This is a genomic window from Parvimonas sp. D2 (assembly GCF_035282635.1).
In the GTDB taxonomy this organism is placed as follows: Bacteria; Bacillota; Clostridia; order Tissierellales; family Peptoniphilaceae; genus Parvimonas.
The window spans coordinates 333,992-350,128 of sequence record NZ_JAYKBO010000001.1 but is presented as its reverse complement, the minus strand read 5'-3'; the positions used below and the strand labels follow the sequence as shown (position 1 = coordinate 350,128).

Below are 16,137 nucleotides of genomic sequence, written 5' to 3'. Positions count from 1 at the left end.
ATTATGAATAATAAAATTATAAGATATATTTTGAGTAAAATTTTATATATTGAGGCAGGATTTTTACTTTTACCAGTTATTGTTTCTCTAATATATAAAGAAAATTATATAAATATTTTAAGTTTTCTAGCTACTATATTCATATTATTGATATTTGGATATATTGTTGGATATAAAGCTGATGGAAGTGGAGCATTTTATGAGAAAGAGGGATTTATTATAGTTTCTTTGTCTTGGATACTTTTATCCGCTTTTGGAGCATTGCCATTTGTTTTTTCGGGTTCGATACCAAGTTTTATAGATGCTTTTTTTGAAACTTCCAGTGGTTTTACTACTACAGGAGCAAGTATCTTAACAGATGTCGAAGCACTTAGTCATTCAATACTTTTTTGGAGAAGTTTTACACATTTGATTGGAGGTATGGGTATTTTAGTTTTTGCTCTTGCAATTTTACCTCGTTCAAATAGACATTCTCATATTATGAAAGCAGAAGTTCCGGGTCCTGTTTTTGGGAAACTTGTTGCGAAGATGAGTTATACTGCAAGAATTTTATATAAAATCTATTTTGCAATGACCGGAATTTTGATAATTGTACTTATTTTAGCAGGGCATCCTGTTTTTGATTCATTTATTCATGCTTTTGGATCAGCAGGAACGGGTGGTTTTGGAATAAAAGCAAGTTCAATAGCTTATTATAATAGCCCGCTAGTTGAAATGATTCTAGCAATTGCAATGATAATTTTTGGTATAAATTTTAACATATTTTATGTTATCTTAATAGGAAAAGCCAGAGATGGTTTAAAAAGCGAAGAATTAAGATGGTATTTGTTTATAGTTTTTGGAAGTGTTGTTTTAATATTTTTCAATATAAAAAATAATTATACTTCATATTTAACTGCAGTTAAGGATATATTTTTTACAGTTTCTTCAATAATATCTACAACTGGGTATGCTACAGCAGATTTTGGAAAATGGCCACCTTTTTCTCATTTTATTCTTCTGTTCTTAATGTTCACAGGAGCTTGTGCTGGTTCAACTGCAGGTGGATTAAAAATTTCAAGATTTATAATTCTAGTTAAGTCATCTATTCTACAATTTAGAAAGGCAGTAAATCCAAAAAGAGTATTAAGTGTGAAAATGGATAATAAGGCTGTCGGGAATGAAGTATTAGAAGAAGTAAGGGCTTACTTTGTAATTTATATATTTTTAATTATTATTTTTACAATTTTAATATCTTTTTCGGTTCCTGACTTTTTAACTGCATTTTCAGCAGTAATGGCAACATTTAATAATATTGGCCCTGGAATGGCGATTGTAGGTCCTACAGGAAGCTATGCAAGTCTTACAGATTTTAATAAGGTAGTTTTATCTTTTGCAATGCTAGCAGGAAGACTTGAAATATTCCCAATATTAATTTTATTTTCTTCAACAACTTGGAGAAAGAAATAGGAGGGAGATGTTTTTGGCTAAAAAATATTATGCGGTTAAGGTTGGAAAATCTGTTGGAATTTATAATAATTGGGAAGACTGTAAAAAACAAGTTACAGGTTTTTCAGGGGCAATTTATAAATCTTTTCCAACTTTAGAAGAAGCTAAAAATTATTTGAATAATGGAAATATAGAAAATGAAGTTAATAGCTTTAGTTTAGAAGATATTTCAGAAGATGAGATTGTAGCCTATGTAGATGGTTCTTATAAAAAAGATACTTTAGAATATGGATATGGAGTTGTACTAATTTTAAAAGATGATATTATTGAACTTTTTGGAAAGGGAGAAGATCCTGAAGTTGCAAAGAGTAGAAATGTAACTGGAGAGCTTTTTGGTTCAATTAGAGCTATTAGTGAGGCAATAAAACTTAAAAAGAAAAAAATAACTGTTTTTTACGATTATCAAGGCATTTCATCTTGGGCTAATGGAGAATGGAAATGCAATTTGCCTCTTACGATAGGATATAGAGATAAGATTAAAGAGTTTAGAAAGGAAATAGAGATTTTATTTGTAAAGGTTAAGGCACATTCAAATGATAAATATAATGACCTTGCAGACCATTTGGCAAAAAAATCTTTGGGAATTGAAAAATAGTTTATGACTGAGATATTAAAACCGACAAAAGAAAATATAGAAAAATCTGCAAATTTAATATTAAATGATGAAATTGTTGCGATTCCAACTGAAACTGTATATGGTTTAGGAGCGAATGGATTATCAGATATTGCAGTTTCAAAAATTTTTAAGGCGAAAAATAGACCACAGGATAATCCTTTGATATTGCATATTTCAGATTATGATATGATGGAAAATTTGGTTTATAAATTAAGTGATGAGATAAAAGAATTTTTAAATCATTTTTGGCCAGGACCACTGACTGTTGTTATGAAAAAGAAGGAGATAATTCCTGATGCCGTTAGTTGTGGACTTGATACTGTTGCAATTAGAATGCCGAATAATGAAATTGCAAGAAGTTTTATAAAGCAATGTGGAGTTCCAATAGCTGCACCTTCTGCAAATATTTCAGGAAAGCCGTCACCAACGACTGCAGAAGATGTTTTTACTGATATGAATGGTAAAATTTCTGTAATCTTAGATGGTGGACTTTGCAATATAGGAATAGAATCAACAGTTTTGGATTTGACTAAAAAACCATATACGATTTTAAGACCTGGCTTTTATACGAAGGAAGACTTTTTGAAATATGAAGATGAAATTTTAATTGATGATGCTATTGTAACAGAAAATACAATTCCAAAATCACCGGGGCAAAAGTATAAACATTATGCACCAAAGGCAAAAGTTGTAGTAATTTCAGCTAAAGACAGAAAAAAATCATCAATTGAGATTGAAAAAATAATAAAAGAAAATAAAGACTTAAAAATTGGAATATTTAAGTTTGACGAAACTATTTTAAGTTTGGAAAGTGAAAATATTTTATCATTGGGTTCAGTTTTTGACTTAAAAGAAATGTCTAAAAAATTATTTAGAGGTCTTAGAGAATTCGATGAAAATAATGTTGATTTGATTGTTGTTGAAGGTTGTGATGAAAAGGGACTCGGATTTTCAATAATGAACAGATTAAAAAAATCTGCAAGTGGAAATATAAAATACATTGATTAATATAAATATTAAAACAAGGAGGAAAATAATGTCAAAATTAAACATAGAAGATAAAACAATTCAAGAATTGTTTTCAGATAAAAATGCAGACTTTTTGATCCCAGACTATCAAAGACCATATGCATGGAATGAAGATGAATGCAGAACACTTTGGGAAGATTTATTTGCTTTTATATTTCCTGATAATGATAAGGATAAATTCAACGATGACGAGTATTTCTTAGGACCGATTGTTACTTTTAAGAACAATAGGCAATCCGAGATAATTGATGGGCAACAAAGGCTGACTACGTTAATGCTTTTATTAAGAGCTTTTTATGATAAGTTTGAGAATATGAAAGATGAACAATCAATTACTACCAAAAAGAATATCGCTCAATGTATCTGGAAAACTGATGAATTTGATAAACCAGATAAAAATAGATTAAAGATTGATTCTGAAGTTGCAACTGATGATGACAAAGAAGAATTTCTATCCATTTTAAAATCAGGAAAAACTAACTCAAGCCAGAAAAGCAGATATGCTAAGAATTTTCAATATTTTCAAAAGAAAATAGATAAATTCTTGAATGAATATCCAGGATATTTTCCTTATATGCCAAATCGTATAATGAAAAATTGTATCTTACTACCGATAGAAGCAATGTCACAAGATACTGCATTGAGAATTTTTTCTACATTAAATGATAGAGGTCTCCCTTTGTCTGATGCAGACATATTCAAAGCACAGTTTTATAAAATGTTTTCGGGTAAAGGAGAAAAAGATAAATTTATTAAGAAATGGAGAGAATTAGAAACTATTTGTAGTGAATTTTTTGAAGCAAAAAGTGGGTCCCCAATGGATGAGCTTTTTACAAGATACATGTATTATGAAAGAGCTTTGATGGGAAACAAAAATACGACGACAGAAGCTTTAAGAAAATTTTATGAAAAAGACAATTATAAATTGCTTAAAAATGAAGACGTTTTTAATAACCTTATTGAACTTGCAAACTTTTGGAATAATATTGAAAACCAAGATTCTGATAAATTTTCTGAGGATGTACTAAGAAAATTATTTGTTCTATACTATGCTCCTAATAGTATGTGGACATACTTTACTTCTGTATATTTTATGGAAAATAAAGATAATGATGGACTACTTAATCAGGAAGCATTTAATGATTTTCTAGGTAAATCTATTGGATTCATTTGGACATATGCAATTATGAATCCAGGAGTAAATGCCTTAAGAGGACCTATTTATAATGAAATGATTAACATAGTTAATGATAATTCAATAACTTTTGAGAACTACAAATTTGATAGAGTAAAATTAAAAGAGGTATTCGATTATTACAAATTTAATAATCAAAGACCAATTACAAAGTCTATGCTTGCTTGGTGGGCTTTTATGAATCCACAACAAAAGCTATTAAATACCGAAATAAAATTTGATATTGAGCATATTTTCCCTAAAAATAGACAAAATAAAGGTGAAGAGAATAAACTAGTTAATTTAGAAAACTTAGAAAGTCTTGGCAATAAATCATTATTAGAAAAAAAGATTAACATTAGAGCTTCTGATTATCGTTTTAAAGATAAAATAAAATACTACATAGGATATTCTAATAATCGTAATCAGAAGAAAGAAGGGACTGACATTGAGGACCTTTTAAAACTCTCACATAATTCAGATGATTTTGTTGAAGCTGATATTGAAGAAAGAAAGGAAACTATAATCAATAAGTTTCTCGATTATTTGGAAGCATATAAATTGCTTAAATAAATTTTACTTATACTAAATTGATACTAGTATTTGAAAAATTAGTGAATAAAAATAAATATTAAAAAAAAGAACTTTTAAAAAGCTATTTTTAACTTCTACTAAGAGAATGATAATCTTAACAATTCTAAATGATAGTTATGAAAAATCTGCAAGTGGAAATATAAAATACATTGATTAAAGAGTAAATTTAAAGGAGTTAGTAATTTGAAAGAATTGATTATTAAAGAAATTGTTGATATTAAAGAAAAGGAAAAAATATCGAGAGAAATATTAAATGATCTTCCTGAATGGTTTGGTATGCCAGAAAGTACGGAAGAATATATAACAGATTCACAAGACAAACCGTTTATTGCCTGTTTTATGGATAATGAGGCAGTAGGTTTTGTGGTATTGAATGCTACAAGTGAGGATTGTGCAGATATTTTTGTTATGGGAATTAAGAAAAACTATCATAGAATGGGAATAGGAACAAAGCTAAATGATGCTTATGAAAAATTGGTAAAAAAACTTGGTTACACTTATACTCAAGTTAAAACTGTTCAGACTGGACATTATAAAGAATATGATATAACAAATAATTTCTACAAATCTGTAGGATATAAGAAATTGGAAGTTTTTCCAACTCTATGGGATGAATGGAATCCATGTCAAATATATATTAAATATATTGGTGATTAGTTTTTTTGATTTTTAAATTAAATAATTGAATTTAAAATGAAAGGCAGTATATCAAAAATTATACTGCTTTTTTATTGCTCAAATTATGATATAATAATTATAGATTTATGTCAAATGATAAAGCTGTAATTATTTCATCATAATAACCTTAATTTAATTATTAAAAAGTGATTATTATATAATAATTATGGGTTTATGAAATACATTTTATGATTTTGTATTTGGAGGAAGTATGAAAAGAAATATTATTTTTTATCTGATTTCCTTAATATGTGGAATTTTATTTTGTTATTTTTTGAAAATTGAACATTTTACAAAACTCTATATTTTTTTAATTTTTACATTTGCTTGTATATTTTCATATATTTTTAGATTCAATAAATTAAAATTATTTCTTTTGATTTTCTCATTAGGCTTTTTAGTTAGCTTCTTTTCAGAGAAAGAAAGTAATTTAAAACAATTCTTTGATCAAGAAGTTTCTTTTACAGGAGAAGTTTTAAATTCAACTGCTCGTTCTGATGGAGAGGGATTCAAATATGAAGTCAGATTAAAAAATATTGAAAATATAGAAAAATCAGAGAAAATTTTACTTTTTACAAATCATAAAAAGTTTGAAATTGGAGATATTGTAAGTGTAACGGGAAAACTTCGAGAAATAAGGTCAAATGGTAATCCAAGACTTTTTAATTATAAGAGATTTAATTTAAAAAAGAATATATATTCAAATATTTATTCTGATGATGTGAAAAAAATTGAAGAGAATAAAAATTTAAAGAGAACTTTTCATAATTTTGTCGAAAATGTCTTTGATACTTCTCTTTCATCTGAAAATTCGGATATTATGAAGAGGATATTTCTTGCAAATAATTATGATACGGCTTTTGAAAATGATATTAGAGAAATTGGACTTTCACATATTTTAGCCGTTAGTGGTCTACATATTGGAATAATATATTTAATTTTAAGTAAAATTTTAATCATTTTACCAATAAAAAGAATTTTTAGAGAAGTTATAATTTTATTTTTTATATTTTTATATGCATATTTGATTGGCAATCCAGCAAGTGTTTTAAGGGCAGAAATATTTTTGTTTATTTCTATATTTTCGTCGCTTTATGGAAAAGTTAAAGATAGATTAAATGACCTTTTGTTGACTATTTTTGTCATTTTATTGATAAATCCATATATGATTTTTGATGTAGGATTGTATTTAAGTGCGTTTTCAGTACTTGGAATTACAAAGATTTTACCATATTTTTCAAATAAGAGAGATGGTTTTGTACTTAAATCTTTAAAACTTACTTTTTCGGTTATGTTTATAATTTTACCTATTATTTTATATACTTTTGGGAAGTTTTCAGTTATTACCTTCTTTAGTAATTTAGTATTAACACCAATTTTTGTAATTTGCATAGTTATTTCGTTTTTTATTTTGTTATTTGGTTTATTTAGTTTAAAAGTTTGTGTATTTTTGGGATTATTAGTTAATAATTTATTAAATCTTATAAGATTAAATGTTGATTTTTTAAAGGATATAAATATAAACGTTACTTTTTATGAATATAACATAGTACTTTTAATTTTTACATATTTTTTACTTTTAATTTATTTTAAGAGGAGAGATTTTAAGTATTTTACATTTGATAACTTTAAATTTTTTATACTTTCTGTTATGATTCTATTTGTTTCTACAAATATTTATAACATTTATAATAATGAAGTAAATATCAATTTCATAGATATAGGACAGGGAGATGCCTGTTTAATTAGAGGAAAACAGAATAATATTCTAATAGATACAGGTGGAATTACTTTTGGTAAAGGAGATAACGGAAAATCTGTTTTAATTCCATATTTACAGAAAAATGGGGTTAAAAAACTAGATTTTGTATTTATTTCACATTTGGATGCAGACCATTGTAAAAATTTGGGATCTTTATCTAAGGAAGTGGAAATTAAAAATTTATTTTTTAGAAAAGATGGGTATAGAGATTTTGTAAAAAAATATGGAGAAGTTAAGGCTGAAAATATTTATAATATTGAAAATAATTTAAAAATAAATTTAGAAGATGTGGATTTAGAAGTTTTAAAAGCAAAAGATTCTACAGAAGAAAATGAAAGATCCATAATAGTTAGAGTTACAGTAAATGGAAAGAAAATACTTTTTACCGGAGATATTGGAGCTTTTACAGAAAATCAGCTTATAAAAAACGATATAGACTGTGATTATCTGAAAGTTGCTCATCATGGGAGTAAGAATTCTAGTTCACCTGAATTTTTATCAGCTTCAAGTCCAAAAACTTCTATAATTTCCTGTGGTTATAAAAATAGATATAACCATCCACATAAAGATGCACTAGATAGAATAAAATCTACAGGAAGTGATGTTTTTAGGACTGATTTACAAGGAAATATAATGCTTAGAATTAATAAATTTGAAGAAAAAATTATAGGTTTTAGAGAAATTGATGGTAATTTATTAGGTTTATTAAATTTTTATTTTATGGATATTTTAAATATTATAATGTATTTATTAGGATTCTTTGTTTTAGTTAAAATTAGAAAAGATTCAGTTATAGATTTAGACTTTATTGAGGAGGAACTATGAATTATATACAAGCTATGAAGTTGCTATACAATGGGGAACTTAATGGTATATATGTTTTAAGTGGGGAAGAAATTTTTTTGATAGATAGATTTGTTGAGCTATTTAAAGAGAATATTGTTTCAAAAGATTTTTTTGATATGAATTATATCGAATATGATTTTTCAAAAATTGACTTGCAAAAGTTAAAGATTGATTGTGAAACAGCTCCATTTTTTAGTAATAAAAGGCTTATTATTGTAAATGATGTAAATCTTTCAAAAAATGGAATTTCTATATATAAAAATTTTTTTGAGGAAATGTATGATTATATAGATAAGATTCCAAATACAACAGTTCTTCTTTTTGTTATGAAAGGAAGTCTTGCTTTTCGTGGTAAATTTTATAAACAAATTTCGATTTTAGGACATAATATTGAACTTGTAAGGTTTAATGAAATTGAACTTTTTAAATTTATTAAGAAAAGATTTGTTTCAAAAAATATCGAAGTTAAAGATATTGTTTTAAAATATATTATCGATAGAATTGGGTATTTAGATAGTAGCAGAGAAAAAAATCTTTATGATGTAGAAAATGAAGTAAATAAACTTCTTAACTCATTTTCTAAAGATGTTTTAGATTTTAAAGATGTTGATGAAATTTTAATTGATAAATTTGAAAATAGTATTTTTAAATTACTTGATATGATTTCTAAAAAAGATTATAAAAATTCTATTAAGATTTTAGTTGAGCTTAAAAAATCGGGAGAGGACTCTTTTTCTACATTTTATATGATTGTAAGATATATTAGAAATCTTTTAGGAGTAAAAGTTTTGAAACTAAAACAAAAACACATAGACTATATTTCAAAAGAGTTAAAAATTTCAAACTACGAATGTAAAAAATTGTATTCAGTTTGTGATAGTTTTTCTATAAAAACTCTATGTGATTATATTGATTTAACATATTCTGTAGAATCAGATATTAAGACAAAAAATAGAGATATAGATTTATTGTTGGAGCTTTTGATTTCAAAAATGTCATTAGGAGGTGCTTTTGTTGAGTAAAAAGGTTAATATTTTTGTTGACGGAATGACTTGTCAAGCTTGTTCTATGAAAGTTGAAAAGGGACTATCAAAGCTTAAAATAGTTGAAGACGTCTCTGTAAATCTTATGAGCAAAACTGTCACAGTATCCGTTGAAGATGGAGCGAAAGTTGAAGGTCTTATTGGAGTTATAAAGAGACTTGGATATAAACCGAAAAGAGATGAATTAAAAATTGAAAAGAGCAGTATCAAAGTTGAAGATATTGAAAAAATAATTTCTGAGTTAAAAGAAAAAGATACTGTTTTAGTAAAAGATGAAGATGACATTTTAAAAGTAAAATACTTAAAAGATGTTGTTTCTTTAGATGAAATAAATTCAATTTTAGAAAAATATAAAATTTCGGTTAAAAAAGAAAAAAAGGAAAGACAAAATATATATGAAGATGAAATTAAGGACTTAAAGAAAGACTTAATCATTTCAATAGTATTTAGTGTACCACTTATGGTTTCAATGTTCTTCCATATGTTCAATTTGCACAAGTTTATGTTAAATGGTTATATTCAATGGGCATTGGCAAGTGTTGTTCAATTTTATGTAGGTAAAAGATATTATATAAATGCCTATAAAAACTTAAAAAATAAAAGTACAAATATGGATGTTTTAATAGCTTTTGGAACTTCTATGGCGTATTTTTATTCAGTTTATAAAGTTTTAATAGGAAGCGTTGATGTTTATTTTGACAGTTCTGCGATGATTATAACACTAATTTTACTTGGTAAATTTTTTGAAGCAAATGCAAAGTCAAATACTTTCGGGGCAATTATGAAATTGATGGATTTGAAAGCGGACTATGCAATTGTAATTGACGGTGATAAAGAAGTTAAAAAGAATATTGAAGATGTAAAAATTGGAGATATTGTTTTAGTTAAACCTTATGAAAAAATTCCAGTTGATGGAGTTATTATTTCAGGTAGCAGTTCTGTAAATCAAGCTATGATTACTGGAGAATCCGTTCCTGTCGAAAAGAATATTGGGGATACAGTAATTGGAGCAACTAATAATATAGAGGGAATTTTAAAAATTGAGGTAAAGAGTACAGTAGAAAATTCTGTATTATCTAAAATACTTGATTTAGTTCAAAATGCTCAGACAAAAAAAGCCCCTGTTCAAAGACTTGCAGATAAAATTTCAAGTTATTTTGTACCAGGTGTAATTTTGTCGTCTTTAGCTACTTTAGTAATTACTTATATTGTTACAAAAGATTTTACAACAAGCTTATTAAATAGCTGTGCAGTAATGGTTATAGCTTGTCCTTGTTCACTTGGTTTGGCAACACCAACAGCGATTATGTCAGGAACAGGAGTCGCTGCACAAAATGGAATTTTGATAAAGAGTGGAGAAGTCTTAGAAAAAATTCATAAAATGGATAGTATTATTTTTGATAAAACCGGAACTCTTACAACAGGAGAATTAAAAGTTGTTGAAATAAAGAATAATACTGATTTATCAGAAGGAGATTTCTTAAGTATAATTTATTCCTTAGAAAAAAATACAGATCATCCTATCGCAAAATCTATTGTAAATTTTTGTAAAGAAAAAAATGTAAAAGAATTGGACATTTTGGACTTGAAAGTAATTGCTGGAATGGGAGTTCAAGCTAATTACGATGGCAAAGAAATTTTGATTGGAAAGAGAAAATTTATTGAAGAAAAACTTGGAAAATTAGAACTAAATATAGAAAATGAATTATTGACAATCTTTATTTCTATAGGAAGTGAATTTGCAGGTTTTGTAGTTTTAGAAGATGAAATTTCAAAAAATGCTTTTGAAATAATTAAGAAATTAAAAGAAAAAAATATTGATGTTTATATGATAACTGGAGATAGTGAAGTAGTTGCTAGAAAAGTTGCAAATAAACTTGGAATAGATAATGTACTTTATGAAGTTATGCCAGATGAAAAATCTCAAAAAGTTATAGAATTGCAAAAACAAGGAAAAATTGTTGCAATGGTAGGGGATGGAATAAATGATGCTCCTGCTCTTGCAAGTGCAGATATAAGTTTTGCAATGGGAACTGGAACAGATATTGCAATGGAAACTTCAGATATTACTCTGATGAATGGTAATTTAAACACACTTTTAAATTCAATCAATATAAGTGAACAAACTCTTAAAATAATTAAACAAAATTTATTCTGGGCTTTTTTCTATAATATTATTGCAATTCCTTTTGCTGCATTCGGATACTTAAATCCTATGCTTGCAGGATTTACAATGAGTTTTAGTTCAGTAAGTGTTGTTTTAAACAGTTTAAGATTAAAAAGATATAAATTTTAAAAAATGGTATGCTTTTAAAAGCATACCATTTTTAAATTCTTAATTATTTTTTATTATATTTTTTTACAAAATTGTAAAGTGTTTTTACTGGAGTACCGCTTGCTCCTTCAGGATTTGTACCCCAAGCTGAACTTGAGTATGAAGGACCTGCAATGTCTAAATGAACCCAAGGAGTGTTTTCAACGAAGTGTTCTAAGAAAACTCCTGCAGTAATTGCTCCGCCGGTTCCGGGAGCAGTTACATTTAATAAATCTCCAACTTTTCCTTTTACACTTTCTCTATGTTCTTCATAAACAGGAAATCTCCATAAGTATTCACCCATAAAGTCTGCTGATTCTTTAATTTTTGCAAAGACTTCATCATTATTACTTACAGCTCCAATAACTCTTGAACCCAAGGCTTGAATACAAGCACCTGTTAAAGTTGCTACATCAATTATACATTCAGGGTTTAATTTTGATGCTCCATAGTAAATAGCATCTGCTAAAGTCAATCTTCCTTCAGCATCAGTATTAATTACTTCAATAGTTGAACCTTTCATTGAAGAAATTATATCTCCATTTCTGTAAGCATGTCCATTAATCATATTTTCACAAGATGCAACAAGTGCAATTACATTTCTTTGCACTTTCATTTTTCCTACTGCATGCATTGTTGAAATAACAGAGGCACTTCCACCCATATCAGTTTTCATAGTAACCATTCCTGTAGCTGGTTTGATTGCATATCCACCTGAATCATAAGTTAAACCTTTACCAACTAAAACAATAGGTTTTTCATCTTTGTTTGGTAAATGTTTCATAATTATAAATTTAGGGGGTAGGTCACTACCTTGTGCTACTGATAGAAAAGCATCCATTTTTAAAGATTCAATTTGTTTCTTTTCCAAAACTTCAACTTCTACACCAACTTTTTCAAGTTCTTCTTTTGCAAATTTCGCTAAAGTTTCAGGATAAATATCATTAGCAGGTCTATTTACAAGATCTCTACACATAAACACTGCTTCCATAATTGCTTCAATTTCTTTTATTCCACTTTCAACATGTTCTATTTTATTTTCTAAAACAGTAAAGAATACTTCACATTCATATTTTTCTTTCTTTTCTTTTAAGAAGTTGTCAAAATTGTAGTTAACATTTATAATTCCTTCAATCATAGCTTGAGCAGTTAATTTATAACAAATACCATCAAACTTTTTAATTTCTATATTGCAAGATTTTACTTTATTAGCTTTTAAGTGCTTTCCAAGAGAAAGAAAAGCTCTTCTAATATTTTCAAGAGAATTTTCTTCTTCTTTACCTAAACCTAATAAAATTACATTTTCAGAATTTGGGCCTAGATTTGAAAAAATTTCGCCTCTTTTTCCACTAAAAAGTTTATTTTCTTTTACATAAGCTTTTAATTCTTCACTTATTCCGCAAATATCTTTGCTATCAAATAAAGTAATAACTTTAACTATTCCGGAATTACCAATTTTAAATTTCATACACTACCTCCAAAATTAAATTAGATAAAAATTATCTTACTTATATAATAACTAAAAATTTAGTTTTTTGCAATAGAAAAGGACAACTGAGTTGTCCAATTTAAAAAATATTAAGACTAATTGTAGCCATAATTATTCCTGATAGAATTAATCCCATAATAGCTGCTAAAAAACTTGTTTTAAAATCTATATCTAAAATACTCGCAGCAAGTATTCCCGTATAGGCTCCAGTACCTGGAAATGGAATACCTATGAAAATCGCAAGAGCAAGTAAAATTCCACTTTTTCCTGATTTTTTTAAAATTTTTTCTCCTGCTTTGTGACCTTTTAATAAAAGCTTTTTACAAAACTTTCCAATGTACCTTTTATGTTCACCCCAAAGTAAAATCTTTTTAGCAAGAAAGTAGACAAATGGAACTGGAATTAAATTTCCTATTAGTGCAATTATATACGAACTTAAAATTGGAAGTCCCATTGCTTGCGAATAGGGAATAGCACCTCTTAGTTCTATAATAGGTACCATTGAAATTAATAAAACTAAAAAATATTTTATCATTATCTCTCCTTGAATTTTTCCTAATAATATATATTCTACCATAAAAACAAAATAAAAGAAATATAAAAAAATTTTTAAAAAAGTATTGCATTTATTTTAAATTATGGTATAATATATATGTTAATTTTACAGGCTACCCAAGACCGTAGGGACATTAGTTTAAAAATCCTACATAGGTGGAAATACTTATTTTGTATTTTATCTCTACTCTTGGTAGAGATTTTTTAATATGTAGCCTTTTGTGGAGGTGAAAAAGATGAAAGATTTTGTTTTAGAACAAAAGCAAGCTGTTATATCAGAAATTAGAGAAAAAATCGAAAATTCAGGTTCTTTAGTTTTAGTAGATTATAGAGGCTTAACTGTTGAACAAGTAACTGACTTAAGAAATAAGTACAGAGCAGCTGGTGTTCAATATAAAGTATATAAAAATACTATGATGAAATTAGCCTTCAAAGAATTAGGATATGAAGAATTCAATCAATACCTAGAAGGACCAAGTGCTGTTGCATTTGCTGGAGAAGATTTAACAGCGGCAGCAAGAATCACTAATGAATTTGCAAAGTCAAATGAAAAATTAGTTATTAAAGCAGGTATATTAGAAGGAAAAATTTTAGACACTAATGGTGTTAAAGCTGTAGCAAGCATCCCTTCAAGAGAAGTACTTGTTGCAAAGTTACTAGGAAGCTTAAAGGCTCCAGTATCAAATTTAGTTTATATGTTAGAAGCAGTAAGAAAAAAGAAAGAAGAAGAAGCAGCTTAATGGTTGCATAAAATTTTAGGAGGTATATTATGGATTTCGAACAAATATTAGAAGCAATTGAAAAATTATCAGTTCTTGAATTAAATGAATTAGTTAAAGCAGCAGAAGAAAAATTTGGAGTTTCTGCAGCAGCACCTGTAGTAGTAGGTGGAGGAGCTGTAGCTGGTGGAGAAGGCGCTGGAGCAGCTGAAGAAAAATCTGAATTTGATGTAATTTTAGCATCAGTTGGAGCAGAAAAAATGAAAGTTGTTAAAGCTGTTAAAGATTTAAGCGGATTAGGATTAAAAGAAGCTAAAGAAATAGTTGACAACGCTCCAAAAGCTATTAAAGAAGGAGTAGCTAAAGAAGAAGCTGAACAAATGAAAGCTAAATTAGAAGAAGTAGGAGCTACTGTAGAGTTAAAGTAAGAAATTACTTCTATTATAATTTGAAAATTAAAGGTGGATTTTATATCCACTTTTTTTGTAATATTTTTTAATAATGATTATTAAGTATTGATTTATTTTCTTTAAAAATATATAATAAATAGGTAATACTATTTAAGAGGGAGTACTTTTAGTTTTTACTAGAAGAAAATACATATGAAGGTAAAAAGAGGAGATATTTTTTATGCTGATTTAAGCCCTGTTGTAGGTTCTGAACAAGGAGGAGTAAGACCTGTACTTGTTGTTCAAAACGATGTTGGAAATAAATACAGCCCGACCGTCATTATTGCAGCTATAACTTCTCAGATGAATAAAGTGAAACTTCCAACTCATGTTGAAGTTTCAGCGGAATTTGGACTTCCAAAAAATTCTGTTGTATTGTTGGAGCAAATAAGAACTATAGATAAAAAAAGACTTAGAGAAAAAGTTGGCTTTACAGATGAGTTCTTTATGAAAAAGGTTAATGAGGCGCTTTTAAAATCTGTTGGAGTTTAGTACATAGAGGGAAAATATGCTTGAATTAGTAAAAAACATAGATTTTGTAAAAAAAAATAAATTAAAAGTAAATAAAATAAGTGAAAAAGAATTTATTTTGGAAAATAAAAAAGAAAAGTATATTTTAAATCTGTTTCCTTTTGGCAAGTTTTCTAAAATAAGTAAAATTTTCGATTGTTTAAATAAATTATCTGAAGAATTTTCTAATATTTCTTATGAAGATATTGGAATTTTAAATGATAAGTTCTGTTATAGAATTATTCCTTTTGTTATTGATGAAAAAAATAATTTAACTGATGAAGAAGCTTATAATATAGGCTTTAAAGTTGGTAGATTTATTTTTGAATATCACAAAAGCTTTCAAGGTTGTGATTGTGGTAGATGGAATAAGCATTACAATTATAGGATAAATAAATTCTTACATAAGTATGGACTAGGAAAGTATAGAGGGAATCTTGATTATGTTCTTTTTGATTTTTTAGAAAGAAATAGATATTGTTTAAATGATAGAACTTGCACTACTATAATTGGAATTAACGGACTTAATGATATTAAGATATTAAAAAATGGAAAGTTTCAAATAATAGAGGAGTATAAAATTTTAAGGTCTGACGCTTACTTTGAGTTTAGAAATTTGAATCTATATTATGATAATAATGCAAACTTACTGACAGGAATTGTAGATGGTTATTTTAATAATAGTGTTCCAAGGGCTTTTTTTAAATTACTAGGAGTATATACTATTATTGAAAATTTGTATGATATTTTTGTTGAAAGTAATGATGTGGAAGATGAAATAATAAATGAAAATATAAAAAAGATTAACGATATTTATGATGGATTTTCAAGTATATATCCTATTTGGTATTTAAGACAGAAAAAATTTTAG

At 27.1% G+C, this 16,137-nt stretch carries 14 protein-coding genes and 1 other annotated feature; of the genes, 12 read left to right on the top strand and 2 right to left on the bottom strand.

The features are described from left to right. The first annotated feature begins 3 nt into the window (after positions 1 to 3). The 8 genes from VJI77_RS01600 to VJI77_RS01565 all read left to right on the top strand — a co-directional run bounded on the left by VJI77_RS01600 (position 4) and on the right by VJI77_RS01565 (position 11,526). Positions 4 to 1,449, top strand: a complete 1,446-nt coding sequence (locus VJI77_RS01600) for a TrkH family potassium uptake protein (protein ID WP_323987990.1) — start codon at positions 4 to 6, stop codon at positions 1,447 to 1,449. 13 nt (positions 1,450 to 1,462) lie between these two features. Further along, entirely contained in the window at positions 1,463 to 2,083 is a 621-nt protein-coding gene (locus VJI77_RS01595) for a ribonuclease H family protein (protein ID WP_323987989.1), read from the top strand. 3 nt (positions 2,084 to 2,086) lie between these two features. After that, positions 2,087 to 3,112: an L-threonylcarbamoyladenylate synthase gene (locus tag VJI77_RS01590; protein WP_323987988.1), complete on the top strand. Its 1,026-nt coding sequence runs from the start codon at positions 2,087 to 2,089 to the stop codon at positions 3,110 to 3,112. 28 nt (positions 3,113 to 3,140) lie between these two features. Continuing rightward, positions 3,141 to 4,880, top strand: coding sequence for a DUF262 domain-containing protein (locus tag VJI77_RS01585; RefSeq protein ID WP_323987987.1), 1,740 nt, complete (start codon positions 3,141 to 3,143; stop codon positions 4,878 to 4,880). A 204-nt stretch (positions 4,881 to 5,084) separates the two neighbouring features. Continuing rightward, positions 5,085 to 5,558, top strand: coding sequence for a GNAT family N-acetyltransferase (locus VJI77_RS01580; RefSeq protein WP_323987986.1), 474 nt, complete (start codon positions 5,085 to 5,087; stop codon positions 5,556 to 5,558). A 232-nt stretch (positions 5,559 to 5,790) separates the two neighbouring features. After that, positions 5,791 to 8,166, top strand: coding sequence for a DNA internalization-related competence protein ComEC/Rec2 (locus VJI77_RS01575; RefSeq protein ID WP_323987985.1), 2,376 nt, complete (start codon positions 5,791 to 5,793; stop codon positions 8,164 to 8,166). Then, a complete protein-coding gene (gene holA, locus VJI77_RS01570) occupies positions 8,163 to 9,209 on the top strand; it encodes a DNA polymerase III subunit delta (protein WP_323987984.1) in 1,047 nt (348 codons plus the stop codon). Before VJI77_RS01575 ends, holA begins: the two co-directional genes overlap by 4 nt. Then, positions 9,199 to 11,526 carry a heavy metal translocating P-type ATPase gene (locus VJI77_RS01565; protein ID WP_323987983.1) on the top strand — a complete coding sequence of 776 codons (2,328 nt, stop codon included), beginning with the start codon at positions 9,199 to 9,201 and terminating at the stop codon, positions 11,524 to 11,526. The genes holA and VJI77_RS01565 overlap by 11 nt, the downstream gene beginning before the upstream one ends. Before the next feature lie 43 nt (positions 11,527 to 11,569). Here the strand turns inward: VJI77_RS01565 and VJI77_RS01560 are convergent, their stop codons facing one another. Both VJI77_RS01560 and VJI77_RS01555 read right to left on the bottom strand, forming a co-directional pair. Then, positions 11,570 to 13,012: a leucyl aminopeptidase gene (locus VJI77_RS01560; RefSeq protein WP_323987982.1), complete on the bottom strand. Its 1,443-nt coding sequence runs from the start codon at positions 13,010 to 13,012 to the stop codon at positions 11,570 to 11,572. A gap of 100 nt (positions 13,013 to 13,112) precedes the next feature. Then, positions 13,113 to 13,568, bottom strand: a complete 456-nt coding sequence (locus tag VJI77_RS01555; protein ID WP_323987981.1) for a COG2426 family protein — start codon at positions 13,566 to 13,568, stop codon at positions 13,113 to 13,115. Positions 13,569 to 13,686: 118 nt separating this feature from the next. Further along, positions 13,687 to 13,803: a sequence feature (ribosomal protein L10 leader region), on the top strand. A gap of 21 nt (positions 13,804 to 13,824) precedes the next feature. On the opposite strand from VJI77_RS01555, the gene rplJ reads away from it, so the two are divergent. From rplJ to VJI77_RS01535, 4 genes are all read left to right on the top strand, one after another. Continuing rightward, a complete protein-coding gene (gene rplJ / locus VJI77_RS01550) occupies positions 13,825 to 14,328 on the top strand; it encodes a 50S ribosomal protein L10 (RefSeq protein ID WP_313960885.1) in 504 nt (167 codons plus the stop codon). Positions 14,329 to 14,357: 29 nt separating this feature from the next. Beyond that, the gene (gene rplL / locus VJI77_RS01545) at positions 14,358 to 14,735 is read left to right on the top strand and encodes a 50S ribosomal protein L7/L12 (protein ID WP_009732800.1); all 378 of its coding nucleotides are present in this window, start codon (positions 14,358 to 14,360) and stop codon (positions 14,733 to 14,735) included. A gap of 174 nt (positions 14,736 to 14,909) precedes the next feature. After that, the gene (locus VJI77_RS01540) at positions 14,910 to 15,248 is read left to right on the top strand and encodes a type II toxin-antitoxin system PemK/MazF family toxin (RefSeq protein WP_009372758.1); all 339 of its coding nucleotides are present in this window, start codon (positions 14,910 to 14,912) and stop codon (positions 15,246 to 15,248) included. A gap of 16 nt (positions 15,249 to 15,264) precedes the next feature. Further along, positions 15,265 to 16,137, top strand: a complete 873-nt coding sequence (locus VJI77_RS01535) for a hypothetical protein (RefSeq protein ID WP_293438782.1) — start codon at positions 15,265 to 15,267, stop codon at positions 16,135 to 16,137.

Bases quoted from the DNA above. Each gene is read 5' to 3' on its own strand.
- VJI77_RS01600 (WP_323987990.1), top strand. From the start codon at position 4: ATGAATAATAAAATTATAAGATATATTTTGAGTAAAATTTTATATATT.
- VJI77_RS01590 (WP_323987988.1), top strand. From the start codon at position 2,087: ATGACTGAGATATTAAAACCGACAAAAGAAAATATAGAAAAATCTGCA.
- VJI77_RS01585 (WP_323987987.1), top strand. From the start codon at position 3,141: ATGTCAAAATTAAACATAGAAGATAAAACAATTCAAGAATTGTTTTCA.
- VJI77_RS01575 (WP_323987985.1), top strand. From the start codon at position 5,791: ATGAAAAGAAATATTATTTTTTATCTGATTTCCTTAATATGTGGAATT.
- holA (WP_323987984.1), top strand. From the start codon at position 8,163: ATGAATTATATACAAGCTATGAAGTTGCTATACAATGGGGAACTTAAT.
- VJI77_RS01560 (WP_323987982.1), bottom strand. From the start codon at position 13,012: ATGAAATTTAAAATTGGTAATTCCGGAATAGTTAAAGTTATTACTTTA.
- VJI77_RS01555 (WP_323987981.1), bottom strand. From the start codon at position 13,568: ATGATAAAATATTTTTTAGTTTTATTAATTTCAATGGTACCTATTATA.
- rplJ (WP_313960885.1), top strand. From the start codon at position 13,825: ATGAAAGATTTTGTTTTAGAACAAAAGCAAGCTGTTATATCAGAAATT.
- rplL (WP_009732800.1), top strand. From the start codon at position 14,358: ATGGATTTCGAACAAATATTAGAAGCAATTGAAAAATTATCAGTTCTT.
- VJI77_RS01540 (WP_009372758.1), top strand. From the start codon at position 14,910: ATGAAGGTAAAAAGAGGAGATATTTTTTATGCTGATTTAAGCCCTGTT.
- VJI77_RS01535 (WP_293438782.1), top strand. From the start codon at position 15,265: ATGCTTGAATTAGTAAAAAACATAGATTTTGTAAAAAAAAATAAATTA.